Annotated in this window: 14 protein-coding genes; 5 read left to right on the top strand and 9 right to left on the bottom strand. The window is 71.1% G+C overall.

What is annotated here, in order from left to right:
- Positions 1–8: 8 nt before the first annotated feature.
- Both EDF42_RS17045 and EDF42_RS17040 read right to left on the bottom strand, forming a co-directional pair.
- Positions 9–521 (bottom strand): GNAT family N-acetyltransferase, encoded by a 513-nt coding sequence (locus EDF42_RS17045; RefSeq protein WP_123673603.1) that lies wholly within the window; start codon positions 519–521, stop codon positions 9–11.
- Complete coding sequence (locus EDF42_RS17040) at positions 521–3145, bottom strand: RNA helicase (RefSeq protein WP_123673788.1); 2625 nt, start codon at positions 3143–3145, stop codon at positions 521–523. The genes EDF42_RS17045 and EDF42_RS17040 overlap by 1 nt, the downstream gene beginning before the upstream one ends.
- An 87-nt stretch (positions 3146–3232) precedes the next feature.
- On the opposite strand from EDF42_RS17040, the gene EDF42_RS17035 reads away from it, so the two are divergent.
- A complete protein-coding gene (locus EDF42_RS17035; RefSeq protein ID WP_123673601.1) occupies positions 3233–4249 on the top strand; it encodes an LLM class flavin-dependent oxidoreductase in 1017 nt (338 codons plus the stop codon).
- Positions 4250–4573: 324 nt separating this feature from the next.
- Here EDF42_RS17035 and EDF42_RS17030 read toward each other — a convergent pair whose 3' ends face one another.
- Positions 4574–6640 (bottom strand): glycoside hydrolase family 3 C-terminal domain-containing protein, encoded by a 2067-nt coding sequence (locus EDF42_RS17030; protein WP_260235562.1) that lies wholly within the window; start codon positions 6638–6640, stop codon positions 4574–4576.
- A 48-nt stretch (positions 6641–6688) separates the two neighbouring features.
- Positions 6689–7957, bottom strand: a complete 1269-nt coding sequence (locus EDF42_RS17025; protein WP_260235552.1) for an MFS transporter — start codon at positions 7955–7957, stop codon at positions 6689–6691.
- A 131-nt stretch (positions 7958–8088) separates the two neighbouring features.
- Between EDF42_RS17025 and EDF42_RS17020 the strand changes: the two genes are divergently transcribed.
- Both EDF42_RS17020 and EDF42_RS17015 read left to right on the top strand, forming a co-directional pair.
- The gene (locus EDF42_RS17020; protein ID WP_123341243.1) at positions 8089–8679 is read left to right on the top strand and encodes a TetR/AcrR family transcriptional regulator; all 591 of its coding nucleotides are present in this window, start codon (positions 8089–8091) and stop codon (positions 8677–8679) included.
- A gap of 110 nt (positions 8680–8789) precedes the next feature.
- A complete protein-coding gene (locus EDF42_RS17015) occupies positions 8790–9650 on the top strand; it encodes an NAD(P)-dependent oxidoreductase (RefSeq protein ID WP_111086594.1) in 861 nt (286 codons plus the stop codon).
- Positions 9651–9672: 22 nt separating this feature from the next.
- Here EDF42_RS17015 and EDF42_RS17010 read toward each other — a convergent pair whose 3' ends face one another.
- Together EDF42_RS17010 and EDF42_RS17005 are read right to left on the bottom strand one after the other, a co-directional pair.
- Positions 9673–11250 carry a methyltransferase gene (locus tag EDF42_RS17010; RefSeq protein WP_395865880.1) on the bottom strand — a complete coding sequence of 526 codons (1578 nt, stop codon included), beginning with the start codon at positions 11248–11250 and terminating at the stop codon, positions 9673–9675.
- A 38-nt stretch (positions 11251–11288) separates the two neighbouring features.
- On the bottom strand, positions 11289–11654 hold the full coding sequence (locus EDF42_RS17005) for a helix-turn-helix transcriptional regulator (RefSeq protein ID WP_123673599.1): 366 nt from the start codon (positions 11652–11654) through the stop codon (positions 11289–11291).
- Positions 11655–11754: 100 nt separating this feature from the next.
- Between EDF42_RS17005 and EDF42_RS17000 the strand changes: the two genes are divergently transcribed.
- Positions 11755–13008 (top strand): MFS transporter, encoded by a 1254-nt coding sequence (locus EDF42_RS17000; protein ID WP_123673782.1) that lies wholly within the window; start codon positions 11755–11757, stop codon positions 13006–13008.
- 161 nt (positions 13009–13169) lie between these two features.
- Here EDF42_RS17000 and EDF42_RS16995 read toward each other — a convergent pair whose 3' ends face one another.
- A complete protein-coding gene (locus EDF42_RS16995) occupies positions 13170–13625 on the bottom strand; it encodes a TIGR02611 family protein (RefSeq protein WP_260213618.1) in 456 nt (151 codons plus the stop codon).
- A gap of 131 nt (positions 13626–13756) precedes the next feature.
- Positions 13757–14089, bottom strand: a complete 333-nt coding sequence (locus EDF42_RS16990) for a TraR/DksA C4-type zinc finger protein (protein ID WP_111086578.1) — start codon at positions 14087–14089, stop codon at positions 13757–13759.
- A 56-nt stretch (positions 14090–14145) separates the two neighbouring features.
- Between EDF42_RS16990 and EDF42_RS16985 the strand changes: the two genes are divergently transcribed.
- Complete coding sequence (locus EDF42_RS16985) at positions 14146–15177, top strand: LLM class flavin-dependent oxidoreductase (protein ID WP_260096152.1); 1032 nt, start codon at positions 14146–14148, stop codon at positions 15175–15177.
- A 9-nt stretch (positions 15178–15186) separates the two neighbouring features.
- On the opposite strand, the gene EDF42_RS16980 is transcribed toward EDF42_RS16985, so the two are convergent.
- Positions 15187–15669: an ASCH domain-containing protein gene (locus tag EDF42_RS16980; RefSeq protein ID WP_123673780.1), complete on the bottom strand. Its 483-nt coding sequence runs from the start codon at positions 15667–15669 to the stop codon at positions 15187–15189.
- Positions 15670–15763: the final 94 nt, after the last annotated feature.

Raw genomic sequence — 15763 nt, 5'->3', positions numbered from 1 at the left:
CACGAGGATCAGACCGCCCGCTCCCACAGCGCCACCGTGCTCTCGAGCCCGTCGTACCGGTACGGCTTCCGCTCCCCCGTCGGCGCGTACCCGAGCGCCCGCCAGAACGGCTCGGCACCGCCCGCGTTCGTCGCCACGATCCCCAGTCGCAATCGGTCGGCGCGGGCCTCGGCCGCCAGGGACACGACGGCCTCGTGCAGGACCCGTCCGAGGCCGGAACCCTGCCGATCGCCGCGGACGACGAGCAGTCCGATGTACGCCGTGGTCGGTGCCGGGTACCCGAGCAGCACGTCCGCGAACGCCACGAGCGAGTCGCCGACCCACAGCCCGATCCCGTGCTTGCCCGCCGGGTCGAAGCCGTCCGGCACCGACACCAGTGCGCTCAGCCCGTCGGACGGCCCCGGCGGGTAGCCGGTGATCCGCTCGGCGTAGTCCGGCACGGTCTCGAGCAGCACCTGCAGCGCGTCGACGTCCTCCGCACCGAGCGCTCGAACGACGAAGGAGCCGGCCCCCGCCGGCATCAGTCCACGTCCACGTCGGCCCACCCGTCGAACCGACCGATCTCGGTGACCCGGACCACGGCCTCGCCGGCTTCGTCCGAGGCGTCGAGGTCGATCGTCGCCGAGAACCCGAAGTCCTTGTCGCCCGACGGGTCCGCGAAGATCTGCCGAGCGCGCCACACGCGCGCCACGCCCGCCGCTCCCGCACCCGTCGCCCCTGCACCCGTCGCCCCAGCACCCGTCGCCCCCGCCTGGTCGAGCACCAGGTACGACATCGACCGGGCGTCGGCGTCGGTGCGGATCTCGTCGTGCGACTCGTAGTACTCCTCGAGCACCGCGTCCCACGCGTCACCGTCGAACCCGGCTGCCGCGTCGAGCGCCCCGAGTCCGTCGACGTCGTCGCGTGCGGCGAGCAGCACCCGCCGGAACAGCGCGTTCCGCACGAGCACGGTGAAGGCCCGCACGTTGCCGGTGAGCCGCGCCGGCTGCGGCGGCGCGATCTCCTGCTCTTCGGCGAGGGCGAGCAGCACGTCACCGTTGAGCAACGCCTCCCACTCGTCGACGAGCGAGGAGTCGGTCTGCCGCACGACCTCGCCGAGCCACTCGATCAGGTCGTCGAGCTCCTGGTTCCGCTGTTCCTCGGTGATGGTCTGCCGCATGGTCCGGTAGGCGTCGGACAGGTACCGGAGCACGAGCCCCTCGGACCGGGTGAGCTGGTAGAACCGCACGAAGTCGCCGAAGGTCATCGCGCGCTCGTACATGTCGCGCACGACGGCCTTGGGCGAGAGCTGGAAGTCGAGGACCCAGGGCTGTTCCGCCGCGTACGCCTCGTACGCCGCCTCCAACAGCTCGGACAGCGGGCGAGGCCAGGTGACCTCCTCGAGCAGCTCCATCCGCTCCTCGTACTCGATGCCCTCGCGCTTCATGCGGGCGACCTCTTCGCCGCGCTCCTTGAACTGCTGCTGCGACAGGATCGCTCGCGGGTCGTCCAGTGTCGCCTCGACGATCGACACCATGTCCAGGGCGTACGTCGGCGAAGACGGGTCGAGCAGCTCGAACGCGGCGAGCGCGAACGGCGACAGGGGCTGGTTGAGGGCGAAGTTCGACTGCAGGTCCACCGTGAGCCGGTAGGAGACCGGAGGCCCCGGCACCCGCTCGATGACCTGCGCGTTGATGAGCGTCCGGGCGATGACGAGCGCACGTCGGGCCATCGCGAGCTGGCGGGAGCGCGGTTCGTGGTTGTCGAACACCAGCGAGCGCACCTCGTCGAACGCCGAACCGCCGCGGGCCACCACCGACAGCACCATCGCGTGCGTGATGCGCATGCGTGACACCATCGGTTCCGGTTCGGCACCGATGAGGCGGTCGAACGAGGCCTGGCCCCAGGACACGAACCCCTCCGGCGCCTTCTTCCGCTTGATCTTGCTCTTCTTCTTCTGGTCGTCCCCGGCCTTGGCGACCGCGCGGGCGTTCTCGACGTCGTGCTCGGGGGCCTCGGCGACGACGTCACCCTCGGTGTCGTACCCGGCGCGTCCGGCGCGGCCGGCGATCTGGTGGAACTCGCGTGCGGACAGCTGTCGCATCTTCGTGCCGTCGAACTTCGTCAGCCCGGTGAACAGCACGGAGCGGATCGGCACGTTGATGCCGACGCCCAGGGTGTCGGTGCCGCAGATGACGGGCAGCAGTCCGCGCTGTGCGAGCTGTTCGACGAGCCGTCGGTACTTGGGCAGCATGCCGGCGTGGTGCACGCCGATGCCGGCGCGGATCAGGCGGGACAGGGTCTGTCCGAAGCCGGCGCTGAAGCGGAAGCCCGCGATCGCTTCCGCGATCTGGTCTCGACGCGCCCGATCAGCGACCTTCGCCGACATCAGCGACTGCGCCCGCTCGAGCGCAGCCGCCTGGGCGAAGTGCACGATGTAGATCGGCGCCTTGCCCTCCTCCAGCAGCCGTTCGACGGTCTCCTGCACGGGCGTCATCACGTACTCGTACTCGAGCGGCACCGGTCGGCTGACGCCGGTCACGCGGGCGGTGGGTCGGCCGGTCCGCCGGGACAGGTCATCGGCGATGGTCGTGACGTCGCCGAGGGTGGCGGACATCAGCAGGAACTGCGCACGTTCGAGCACGAGCAGCGGCACCTGCCAGGCCCACCCGCGGTCGGGGTCGCCGTAGAAGTGGAACTCGTCCATGACGACGACGTCGACGTCGGCGTCGGGTCCTTCGCGCAGGGCCAGGTTCGCCAGGATCTCGGCCGTGCAGCAGACGATGGGGGCGTCGCCGTTCACGCTGGAGTCGCCGGTGACCATGCCGACGTTCTGCGCGCCGAACAGCTCGACGAGCTGGAAGAACTTCTCGGAGACGAGCGCCTTGATCGGTGCCGTGTAGTAGCTCCGCTTGCCCTCGGCGAGCGCGGCGAAGTGCGCGCCGGCCGCGACGAGCGACTTGCCGGTGCCGGTCGGGGTGCTCAGCACGACGTTCGCGCCGGAGACGAGCTCGATGACCGCTTCGTCCTGTGCCGGGTACAGGGGCCGGCCGCCTTCCTCGGCCCAGGCCGCGAAGGCCTCGTAGACCTCGTCGGCGTCGACGACGCCGTCCACCGCCGCCGGGATCGCGGCGACGAGCGGGGGCACGGTGGTGACGTCGGTCATGGCCCCATCCTCCCAGGCTGCGGTGACGAGGTGGTCGGTACGGACGACCGGGAGGCCCGGCTCCATACGCGCGCATAGACTCGCGTCATGCGCGAACTCGGCTTCCTCACCTTCGTCCCGAACCACGGCGGCACTGCGGGTGCGGCGAGCGCCCTGCAGGACGGACTGCGGCTGTTCGAGACGGCCGAGACCCTCGGCTACGGCACGGGCTGGGTCCGCGGTCGCCACTTCGAGCCCTTCCTGACGAGCCCGATGACCTTCTTCGCCGCCGCGGCCCAGCGCACGAGCACCATCGCCTTCGGCACCGCGGTGCTCGGCATGCGCTACGAGGACCCGGTGCGCCTCGCCGAGGACGCCAGCACGGTCGACCTGCTGAGCGGCGGGCGGGTGCAGCTCGGCATCAGCACGGGCATCGCCGGGTACGGGCCGATCCTCGACCCGGTGTTCGGCGCCGTCGACCGCTCGTTCCGCGACGAGGCCGAGGCCCGGGCCGCCCGACTGCTCGAGGTGCTCGACGGCGACGCACTCGGCAGCGCCGGCTCTGGCTACGAGAGCATCCCGGCCGGTGCGGACCTGACCCTGCAGCCGCTCAGCCCCGGCCTGCGCGACCGCGTCTGGTGGGGCGGCGGCAGCATGGGCACGGCGGTGCGCACGGCCGAGAAGGGACTGCTCCTGCACTGCTCGACCCTGAACACCGAGGACACCGGTGCGCCCTTCGCCCAGGCACAGGCCGACCAGATCACGGCGTACCGGGAGCGGTTCACCGAGCTGCACGGCGGGACCGGCCGCACGGCGAAGGTCGCGGTGGGCCGCATCGTGGTCCCGCTGCTCGACGACCACGACCGCGCGGTCCACGAGGAGTTCCTGACCGGGTACGCCTCGGGCATGGACGACGAGGGCCGACCGCTCTCCGGTCCGCCGTTCCGGTTCAGCAAGGTGCTGTCCGGCGAGCCGGCCGCCATCGTCGACGCCCTGCTCGCCGACCCCGCCGTCACCGCCACGGACGAGCTCGTGATCACCCTGCCCGCGAACGGGGACGTGGCCGCCCACGAGCGGATCCTGCGCATCGTCGCCGAGGAGATCGCGCCGACACTGCGGGCCTGAGAGAGCGGATCAGGACATCCGGCGGGGCTCAGATCGAGTCGGTGATGCTCGAGAACCCTGCCGGATGACCATCTCGTCCCTGATCCGCACGGGATGGTGGGACCATCGTTCCACCTACCGAGCGGTTTGTCACACTGAGTTGCGCCCTCAGGACGAGAAAGTTGATCATCCGTCACCCGTTTTGCCCGGATCGCACGAAGTCCGTCAACCGGTTCGCCGAACCCCTTCCAGGACGGAAACAGTCGGGACGAACGAATGCGCCCCCGCGCGGACGCGGGGACGCATTCTGGACGCACCGGGGAAGCTGGGGCATCGTCAGCCGGATCAGGAGGCTGAGTCGCACAACCAGCGACCCCGTAGGTCGTACGACACCTTGCCGTCGACGGGGGTGACGTCGAGCACGGGCACGTCGGCCATCGCGACCGGCCAGGTGGTGGGCAGTCGACCGCCGGGCTCCTGCGCGCCGGTCAGGACGTCGGCGAGCGCGTTGCCGTACTCCTGGCCACCGAACCAGGTGAGCAGGACCGCGGCGACGTCGTTCCGCCACGGCATCTCCACGGGCGAGCCGGCGTTCACGACGACGACCGTGTTCGGGTTCGCCGCCACGACCGCGCGCACCAGGTCGTCCTGGTGGCCTGGCAGCGCGAGCGACGAGCGGTCGTACCCCTCGGACTCGACCTTCGAGTTCGTGCCGACGACCACCACGGCGACGTCAGCCGTGCGGGCAGCCTCGACGGCGGCATCGATGAGCACCGACGGGTCCTCGTCGGACGGCTCGGTGCCGAACTGGTACGCGAGCACCCCGCCGAGGGTCTCGTCCTGGATGACGTCGTACTCGATGCGGATCGCGACCTGCTGCCCGGAGGTCACCGACACGGGCACCGACCGCGCCGGCGGGTTGAGGAACGCCGCGCCGAGCTGGTCGCCCTCGAACGGCACGTCCTCGTCGAGCACGAGCTCCCCATCGATCCACATCCGCGACCGGCCGGCCGCCCCGATGCCGATCCGCACGGTGCCGGTGGACGGCGCGGTGTAGGTCGTGGTGATGTCGAGCCGGTCGGCCTCGCGTGTGGGGGCGTCGCCGCCGAACCAGAACAGTGCCGTGGCGCGGCGGTCCTCGACGTACAGCTCCTCGCCGTCCTTGACGAAGGCGACGCGGGCGCCGGGCTCGCCGGTGCCGGGGTTCGTGATCGTGGACAGCGGGAACTCCGCGATGCCCTCCTGCACGACGGCACCGATCGCGTAGTCGACCGTGGCGCCCGGGAACGCCGAGCGGATGCCGTCCAGCGGCGAGACGACCTGCGACGGCACGACCGTGGCCGAGCCACCGCCCTGCGTGCGGGCCTGGTCGGCGTTGTGGCCGATGACGGCGATGCGGGAGACTGCGGGCGCGTCGAGCGGCAGCACGCCGGTGTTGCGGACGAGGACGGTGCCCTCGGCCTCGGCTTCGCGGACGAAGGCGACGCCGTCCTCGACGTGGACCGGCTGCGCGGCCACGGGCTCGAAGCCCTCGAGTGCGCCGACGCGGGCGGCCAGGGTCAGGATGCGGCGGACCTTGCGGTCGATCGCCTCGATCGGCACGTCACCGGACTGCACGGCGGCGAGCAGCGGACCCTCGCTCCACCACTGGTTCGGGCCGGGCATCGCGACGTCCTGCGACGCCTTCGCCGAGTCGACCGAGCGCACGCCGGTCCAGTCGGACACGACGATGCCGTCGAAGCCCCACTCGGAGCTCAGCGGCGTCTCGAGCAGGTCGTGCTCCGACGCGGTGACGCCGTTGATGGAGTTGTACGACGACATGATCGCCCAGGCGTGCGCCTCGGTCACGGCCTTCTCGAACGCGAGCAGGTACAGCTCGCGCAGGGCCCGGTCGGAGACCTCGGTCGACGCGGTGAAGCGGTCGGTCTCGTAGTCGTTCGCGATGTAGTGCTTCGGGGTCGCGGCCACGCCGTTCTCCTGCACACCGTCGACGTACGACGCAGCCAGGTCACCGGTCAGGACCGGGTCCTCGCTGAACGCCTCGAAGTGCCGGCCGCCGAGCGGCGAGCGGTGCAGGTTGATGGTCGGGCCGAGGACGACGTCGACGCCCTTGCGGCGTGCCTCGACGGCTGCTGCGGCGCCGTAGCGCTTCGCGATCGCGCGGTCCCACGACGCGCTCAGCGCGGTCGCCGAGGGCAGGTTCAGCGACGGGTCGCGCTCGTCCCAGACCTCACCACGGACGCCCGAGGGGCCGTCCGACATCAGGATCCGGCGCAGCCCGATCTTCTCGATGGGCCAGGTGGTCCAGAAGTCGCGCCCGGTCAGGAGCTGCACCTTCTCGTCGGTGGTCAGTTGGTCGACGAGCGCGTCGATGCGCTCGGCCGTACTGGAGGCAGCGGTCACGTCGTTCACGGTAGTCACGATGGTCGGTCCTTTCGTTCAGAGCCTGGGGAAGCGTGGTCAGCGCACGCCGCGGATGCGTGACACCGAGACGATGCCGAGCAGTCCGACGACGGCGCCGGTGATGAAGAAGCCGCTGTACCCGCCGGTCAGGGCGATGACGCCCGGGGCCGCCGCGGGCACGATCGACTGGGGCAGGGCCTGCGCGATGTTGACGACGCCGAGGTCCTTCGCGTTGTCCTCGTCGGACGGCAGCACGTCGGTGATGAGCGCCAGGTCGACGGCGTAGAAGACGCCCATGCCGGCACCCATCACGAACTCGCCGACCAGGACCATGCCGAGCGACGGCGCGAGCGCGATGATCACGAGCCCGACCACGCCGACGATGCCCGCGATCGCGACGAACAGCTTGCGACGGCCGAGCTTGTCCGACAGCCAGCCGGCGATGAGCGAGGTGAGCACGATGCCGACGACGTTCCACAGCGTTCCCTGGAACACCGCGTTCGCGACGTGGTCCGGGTCCACGCCGATGTCGTCCCGCAGGAAGTACGTCAGGTAGCTCACCGCGGTGTACTGCGCGGCGACCATCAGGAACCGGGTGAGCCAGGCCCAGCCGAGGTCCGGGTGCTTCACGGGGTTGAAGACGAACGAGCCGAAGACCTGCCCGATGCCGAGCTTCGACGTCGGCCGGTGGGTGAGCACGCGGTCGCGGAACACGAGCGCGTAGAGCACGACGACGATCGACCCGATCGCACCGGGGATGATCATCTGCGTCGCCGAGGTCGAGAAGAGCTGCACGAGGAACGTGCCGCCGACGAGCGCGAGGTTCTGGGAGAGCCCGAGCAGCGCCGCGACCCGGCCGCGCTGGGACCGCGTGACGTGGTCCGGCAGGACCGCGGTCATGGCGGCGATCGTGGCGTTGTAGGCGATCTGCGTGACGCCCCACGCGATCACCAGCACGACGGTCGAGGTCGTCGTCGCGACGACCACGAGGCCCGCGAAGCCGACCACGGTGCCACCGATGATCCACGGACGACGCATGCCGAGCCTCCCGGCAGTCCGATCGCTGAAGCGACCGGCCAGGGGGTTGGCGACCATCGCGGCGAACGCGCCGACACCGAGCGCCAGGCCGAGCACGCCCGCTTGGTTGTCCGGCGCGATCTCGGCGACCTTGAGCGCCATGGCGACCAACACCGGCGGCAGCAGCGCGATGTACAGGCCGAGCATCGCGATCGGCATGCCGAGCGTGTACATGAGCGGGGCACCTCGGCCGCGCGTGGGTGCGACTGCGGTCGGGGTGTCGTTGACGGTCAGGGCGTCGTTGGCCACTGCAACCTCTTCTCGGGGACGCCACCTGCACCGGTGACTCGCACGCCTTCGTCGGCGGCTCCGACCACGGTAACACCAAAACCAAGTGCGGCTAGGTTTTCTGTGTGCACTCCGAGCGGTACAGTCCTGCCATGGCACGACGGGGTTCGTACGCGAAGGGCATCGCGAAGCGCGAGGAGATCCTCACGGTCGCGCTCGACCTCGTCGCTTCGCAGGGGTTCCGCCGCACCAGCATCAAGGACATCGCCGACGCCGTCGGGCTGACCCAGGCCGGCCTGCTGCACTACTTCGACTCCAAGGACGAGCTCTGGGTCGAGATCCTGCGACGACGCGACGAGCTCGACCTCGCCCACGACTGGCAGGCACCCGACCCCGCTGCACTGCTCGCCGCGATCGTCCGGCACAACGCCGAGGTCCCGGGCCTGGTGCAGATGTTCGTCAACCTCTCCGCCGCCGCTGCGACCGACCCCGAGCACCCCGCGCACGCGTACTTCCAGGAGCGCTACGAGCGCAGCCGTCGCGACCTGTCAGCCGACTTCCGCACCATGCAGCAGGACGGACGGCTCCGCGCCGACGTCGATGCCGAAGAACTGACGAGCGTGCTGCTCGCGGTGTCCGACGGCATGCAGATCCAGTGGCTGTTCGACCCGTCGCGGGACATGGCGCAGCACGTCGAGCTCGTCGCCCGGCTCGCGATCGCCCAGGTCGCCCCCACCGCCTGACGCTCCCCCGCCGGACAGCGGGGTACGGACAGGGCCTGGTCGGGTCAGGCGGCGCCGGGCAGGATGGGGCGTGCCCGGAGGGCGACCCGACGACGATGTGGAGTGACGCGATGACGCGTGTAGTGGTGACCGGCGGCAGCGGCAAGCTCGGACGAGCGGTGGTGCGCGACCTCGATGCGCACGGGTACGACGTGGTGCTGCTCGACCGCGTGCCCTCCCCCGACCAGCCCGAGGGCGTGCAGTTCGTCCGGATCGACCTGACCGACTACGGCCAGGTGCTGAACGCCCTGCTCGGCATCGACGACCGGTACGACCACGTGGACGCCGTCGTGCACCTCGCGGCCGTGCCCGCTCCGGGGCAGGTCCCCGACGTGGCGCTCATCACGAACAACGTGACGGCGTCGATCAACGTCTTCCACGCCGCACGCGCCGCGAAGATCAAGAACCTGGTGTGGGCGTCGAGCGAGACCTTGCTCGGCATCCCGATGGGCGAGCACCACCCGCCCTACCTGCCCGTCGACGAGGAGTTCGCGGTCCGCCCGCAGTCGTCGTACTCGCTCGGCAAGGCGGTCGAAGAGGAGATGGCCCGCCACTTCACCCGCTGGGACCCGGAGCTCAAGATGATCGGCCTGCGGTTCTCGAACGTGATGGACGAGACCGACTACCCGGCGTTCCCGTGGGACGCCACCCCCGAGGCGAAGACCTTCAACCTGTGGTCCTACATCGACTCGCGTGACGGTGCCCAGGCGGTCCGCAAGGCCGTCGAGGCCGAGCTCACCGGGTTCGAGGCGTTCGTCATCGCGAGCCCCGACACCGTGATGGACACCCCGACGATCGAGCTCGTCGAGCGCTACGTGCCCGACATCGAGCGTCGCGCGGACATCGACGGCGTCAGCTCGCTGCTGTCGTCCGAGAAGGCTCGCGAGCTGCTCGGCTACGCCCCGGAGCACAGCTGGCGCGACGGCCGCTGACAGCGCCGGCGCCGTCCGTTCGCTAGGCCGGCAGCAGCAGCCCGTCGAGCACCAGGTCGCGCGCCGCCGGCAACAGGTCGGCGGCGAGCACCTGCTCGTCGACACCCGTGATCTGCGCGAGCGCGCCGACGATCGCCGCGACGGACAAGTCCCCGTCGCAGGCTCCGACGAACGCGGCGAGCGCCGTGTCCGCGTCCACCCGCCGTCCGAGTCCGCCGCCCTGCACGAGTGTCATCACCGTGGGGTCGTCGTTGCCCGGCCAGTAGTAGCGCTCCTCGGTGACGTCGCCCGCCACCGTCAGGTGCGCCGTGGCGAGCGCGGCGTCGTCGTGCGCGGCGAGCCACGCGGCCGCGTCCAGGACGCGAGCGACCGTGGCGCCGAGCCCGGCGGGGTTGGAGCCGAGCGTCTCGGGGACGCGCTCGAACCGGCGGAGGCTCGCCGTTCCTCCTGGCAGAGCTCGACGCACCACGACGTAGCCGAAACCGACGCCGGTGACGCGGCGGTCCGCGAAGTCGTCGAGCCAGGCGCCCATGAGCGTGTCGAACGCGGGCGTCCCGGGCTTCGTGCCGCCGTCGCGGATCCAGGTCTCGGCGTACGACGTCGGATCCTGGCGCTCACGCTCGATGACCCACGCGTCGAGGTCGGTGTCCGCGAACCAGCTGCGCACGCGGTCGAGGCCGTCGACGCCCCAGTGGTACTCCCAGTTGCCGAGCAACTGCGCGGTCCCACCGGGCTCGAGGTGCTCGGACAGGCCACGGAGCACGGTCTCGACCAGCGCATCGCCGACCATGCCGCCGTCGCGGTACTCGTACGAGGGGACGCCCGGCCGGCGGGGTGTGATGACGAACGGCGGGTTCGACACGATGCGGTCGAACCGCTCACCGGCGACGGGTTCGAACAGCGAGCCGTACCGGAAGTCGATGCCGTCGATGCCGTTGAGCTGCGCGTTGAAGCGGGCGATGTCGAGGGCGCGGCGCGAGATGTCGGTGGCCACGACGTGCTCGGCGAAGCGTCGGGCGTGCATGGCCTGGATCCCGCACCCGGTGCCGAGGTCGAGCACCGTGCGGACGGGAACGGGCACCTGCAGACCGCTCAGCGTGGTGGTGGCACCGCCGATGCCGAGGACGTGCTCCTCGCTGATCGCGTGACCGAGGGCGAGCTCGCCGAGGTCCGAGACGATCCACCAGCTGCCGGCACCGAGGTCGTCGACGAAGGCGTAGGGACGCAGGTCCACCGTCGGCTCCACGACTGCGGCGTCGGTGTCGGTGTCGGTGTCGGTGTCAGTGCCACAGACCCGCAGCAGGCCTGCCGCGACCACGGCGTCGAGCCCGGCGGTCGGGAACGCGGCAGCTGCGTCCGCGCGGGACGTCGGCAGCCCGAGCACGAACAGGGTGGCGAGGGTGCCGAGCGGGGATGTCTCACGAGCAGCCAGGGCACGGAGGGCCGCCACTCGCGACCCCCGGTGCAGCGATGCGGCCGCTTCGGTCCCCCAGAGTGCGTCGACCCGGTCGACGGTGAAGCCGGCGGCGTCGAGGTCCGCGGCGAGCGCCGTCGTCACGGCCGGGTCAGCACCGATGTCGGGGAGCGTGTGCACGGCCACCTCGGCGCCGGCGTCGGCACCCGCGCCGGGCACCGCGCTCACGACTCGATCCCCTCGCGGAGCAGCGCCGCGGGCACCTGCCAGTCGAGCACCAGGTCGAGCAGCCCCGGGAACCGCTGCTGCACGTCCTCGATGCGGACCCGGCTGATGCGGGTCAGGCCCTCGAGGTGCTGTTCGAGCAGTCCGGCCTCGCGCAGGACCCGGAAGTGATGGGTGAGCGTGGACTTCGGTCGGTCGATGCCGACCCAGCCGCAGCTCCGTTCACCACCGGCGGCGTCGACGAGGTAGCGGTGCAGGATCGCCAACCGGATCGGGTCGCTCAGGGCATCGAGGACGACGGGGAGGTCCATCTCGGCCACGGACGGCTGGGGCAGCCGCTCGGGGGCATCGACGTGCGCGGGCATGGACGGGACGCTACCACCGTTCGGCTTGCTGTACGACTTGCGTCGTACTGCGGACTGCGGTACGAATGCAGTCGTACAACGGACCATCGGAAGGATGCTCATGCAGCAGTCAGCTCGCTCGGTCGCCGGGTTCTGGATCCTCGCGGCGATGCTCCTGGTGTCGGTCGCGTCGTCCGCGGTCCCCTCGCCGATCTACCCGGTCTACGCCGCCGAGTGGCACCTCACGCCGCTCATGCTGACCGGCGTCTTCGCCATCTACGTCGCCGGGCTGCTCGCGAGCCTGCTGATCGCCGGACGGCTGTCGGACCACGTCGGCCGCAAACCCGTGCTCGTCGCCGGCGGTCTGGGCGTCGCCCTGTCGCTCGGACTGTTCGCGATCGCGGACGGCGTCGGCGCGCTCATCGTCGACCGCATCGTGCAGGGCGTCTCCGTCGGACTCCTGATCGGTGCGCTCGGGGCGGCCCTCATCGACAACTCGCTCGAGCGGCACCCGACCCTGGCCGGCGTGCTGAACGGTGTCATCCCGCCGATCGCACTCGCCACCGGTGCGATGTCGAGCGGTGCACTCGTGCAGTGGGGTCCGGCGCCGGAGCAGCTCGTCTACCTGGTCTTCGGCGCACTGCTCGTGCTCCTCGTGCTGGCGCTGTTCGTGGTGCCCGAGCAGGTCCAACGGCGCCCCGGAGCACTCCGTTCGCTGCGCCCGACGATCAGCGTGCCGCGGAGCTCGCGTCGCTTGTTCCGCGGGGTCGTCGGTTCGCTCGTCGCCAGCTGGGCCCTCGGCGGCATGTTCCTCTCACTCGTCCCCTCGGCCCTCGGTGCCGTGTTCGGCATCACGAACCACTTCGCGGCCGGCGCACTCATCGCCGTCGTCACGGGCGTCGGCGCGCTGACCGGACTCGCGACGCAGCGGATGGACGCTCGTCGCGCCGTGCTCGTCGGGCTCGTCGCCCTGGTGCTCGGCCCGATCGTGACCGTGGCGTTCGTGATGGCCCACTCCCTGCCCGGCCTCGTCGTCGGCAGTGCGATCGCCGGCGTCGGCTTCGGTGCCGGGTTCCAGGCGCCGCTGCGGATGCTGCTCGCGACCGCGGCACCGACCCACCGCGCCGGACTGCTCTCGACGATCTACGTCGTCAGCTACCTGGCGTTCGGGGTCCCCGCCGTGATCGGTGGGCTGCTCGAACCGTCGATCGGACTCGTCCCGGTCATCGCCGGGTACGGCGGGTTCATCGTCCTCGCGGCCGTCGTCGCGCTCGTGCTGCAGCTGACGTCGAAGGACGCGGCCGCCGTCGAGGAGCAGGCCGCCGAGGTCATCGAGCGCACCGCCACCGGCTCGATCCGCGTCGCTGCGGAGTAGCGGGCCGTCCGCCCGGCGGGCGGCGCGCGCCAGGCGCACGGTGCGAGGTTGGTCATCCCGTGCAAGGTTGCTCGCTCAGTGCGCGCGTACAGCGCCGCACGGAGCCATCAACCTCGCACGCAGTGACCAACACGGCACGGTGCCGGACACGCCGGGCCGACTCAGTGGCCCGGGTGCGCCGAGTTCGCGCCGCGCGCCCGTCCACGACCGCGCACCCCGACCGTCCGAGCGGCACCCGTGTGGGCTGCGTCGACGTCGGCCTTGCCCCGGTCGGCAGCATCGCGCAGGCGCTTCGGTCCGTGCCGCTTGGCCCAGTCCCAGAAGCGGTGCAGCTGCGCCTTGAGCCACACGATGATCTTGTGGAAGAAGTGGAACTCGCTCGCCAGCACCGTGAGGCCGATGAACACCACGAGCCACCCCGGCCCGGGCAGCGGCACCAGGATGAGTCCGATGATGACGACCAGCCCGCCGACGATGCCGACGAGGACCTTGTAGAACAGGTGCAGGTGCGGCCTGGCGTGGATCCAGGTCCGCATGTCGTGGAACCACTGGAAGCGCTGACGCGGCGCACCGTCGGTCCGGCTCTCGCCGGGTCCGTCGTTCGCGTCGCCGTCCATGCCGAAAACGTAGGGCGTGCGGCTGGGAATCCGCGGCGCACGCGGTGGACGCGCGGTGCGCGTGACGGACGACGCGTGGCGGGGATGCGCCGTGCCTCCCGTCCGTCAGCGGGTGTCAGCCGGGAGGCCCGTCACGCGTGGGCGACGCACGTCGCGGCCCACGGGACGGCGGCCAATCGGGCCGCTGGGATCGGTTCGCCGCCGACCGCACAGGTTCCGTAGGTGCCGGCGTCGAGCCGCGCGAGCGCGGCGTCCACCTGCTCGATCCGCTGCCGGGCCGCGTCGCGGACGGCGCCGAGCGAGCCGCGCTCCCACGCGAGGGTCGCGCCCTCGGGATCGTGCTCGTCGTCGGAGTTGGCGTCCTGGCGGGCGTCACTGACGTCGCGCATGCTCCGCTCGACGTCGGCGAGCAGCCGTTCGTTGCGAGCGCGTTCCGTGTCGAGCGCGGTGCGGGGGTCGTCCATGGCGGACACCGTAGTCGTGACGGAATGCCCGACTCTCCGGATGCGTTCGCATCGACATGACGAAGATCGGGTTCCTGTCGTTCGGACACTGGCGCGACGTGCCGGGGTCGAAGGTGCGCAGCGGGCGTGAGTCCCTGGTGCAGGCGATCGACCTCGCGGTCGCTGCCGAAGAGGCCGGCGTCGACGGCGCCTACTTCCGCGTGCACCACTTCGCACCGCAGCAGGCGGCACCGTTCCCCCTGCTGTCCGCGATCGCCGCGAAGACCAGCCGCATCGAGATCGGGACCGGCGTGATCGACATGCGCTACGAGAACCCGCTCTACATGGCCGAGGAGGCCGCGGCGACCGACCTGATCTCCGGCGGACGACTGCAGCTCGGCGTCTCCCGTGGCTCACCCGAGACCGCCCTCGCCGGTTACCAGCAGTTCGGCTACGTGCCGGACGCGTCCGACGAGAACGGTGGCGACATGGCCCGCGCGCACACCAGCGTGTTCCGCCGCGCCGTCGCCGGCGAACCGATGGCGAACGCCAACCCGCAGATGACCGGCTCGGTCGGATCGCTGCCGATCTCCCCGCTCTCCGACTCGCTCGGCGACCGCATCTGGTGGGGCGCCGGCACACGAGCCACCGCCGAGTGGACCGCCGAGCAGGGCATGAACCTGATGTCGTCGACCCTGCTCACCGAGGACACCGGCGTGCCGTTCGACGAACTGCAGGCCGAACAGATCGAGCGCTTCCGACGGGTCTGGGCGGAGTCGGGCTGGGACCGGACCCCTCGGGTGTCGGTCTCGCGGAGCATCATCCCGATCATCGACGACGAGTCGCGGCACTACTTCGGCGTGCGCGCACAGGTCGAGGGACAGGACCAGGTCGGGCACCTCGACGGCGGGCTCGCACGCTTCGGCCGCTCGTACATCGGCTCGCCCGAGGACCTCGTCGCGGAGCTGGCGGCCGACCAGGCGGTCCGCGCTGCCGACACCGTGCTCGTCACGGTGCCGAACCAGCTCGGCGTCGACTTCAACGCGCGGCTGCTCGCCGCGGTGAAGGACGTGTTCACCGAGGTCGACGCGGCGCCCGTGCCGGCCTGATCTGCTCGGTCAGGCGCTGACGGTCGGCGGTGTCGTCGGCGTCGGCCAGATCAGCCGGAAGCGCTCGCAGACCACCGGCATGTCCGGTTCGAAGCCGCGCGGGTTCTCGGAGTGCTCACGCCAGTACGCCTCGTGCACCGTCCGCCAGTGCTCGAGGCTCCGGTCGCCCTCGCCTTCGGCGCGCGCGTGCTCGGCCCCGACGGTGTCGAACGGGACGATCCGGACGTCCGTCGTCTCGATGACGGCCCGGGGAACACCGGCGCCGTCGGTCACGATGCTGCGCTCACCGGTCGCGGGGAGCGGGTCACCCGTCGACTCGTAGTCCCAGAGCGATGACGCTGTGCCGTCCTTGACCCCGCGGAGCACCAGGCCGAGCAACTCGTCGGCCTGCTCCGGAGTGGCACCGAACGACCACGCCTCCGGCACCTCGGCCGGCAGTTCCGGAGCCTCGTCTCGCCGTGCGTTCCAGAAGCCGTCGAGGGTCGTGGTCATCAGCCGACCGTAGCGCACCGCCGTGTGTCCGCACTTGTGCCGACACCCGCCTTGGGACTGTGGCGGCGGGGCGGCGTCCCCTACTTTCGAGGAG

The organism is Curtobacterium sp. PhB172 (assembly GCF_003752545.1).
Lineage (GTDB): Bacteria > Actinomycetota > Actinomycetes > Actinomycetales > Microbacteriaceae > Curtobacterium.
This window is presented reverse-complemented; position numbering and strand designations above follow the sequence as displayed.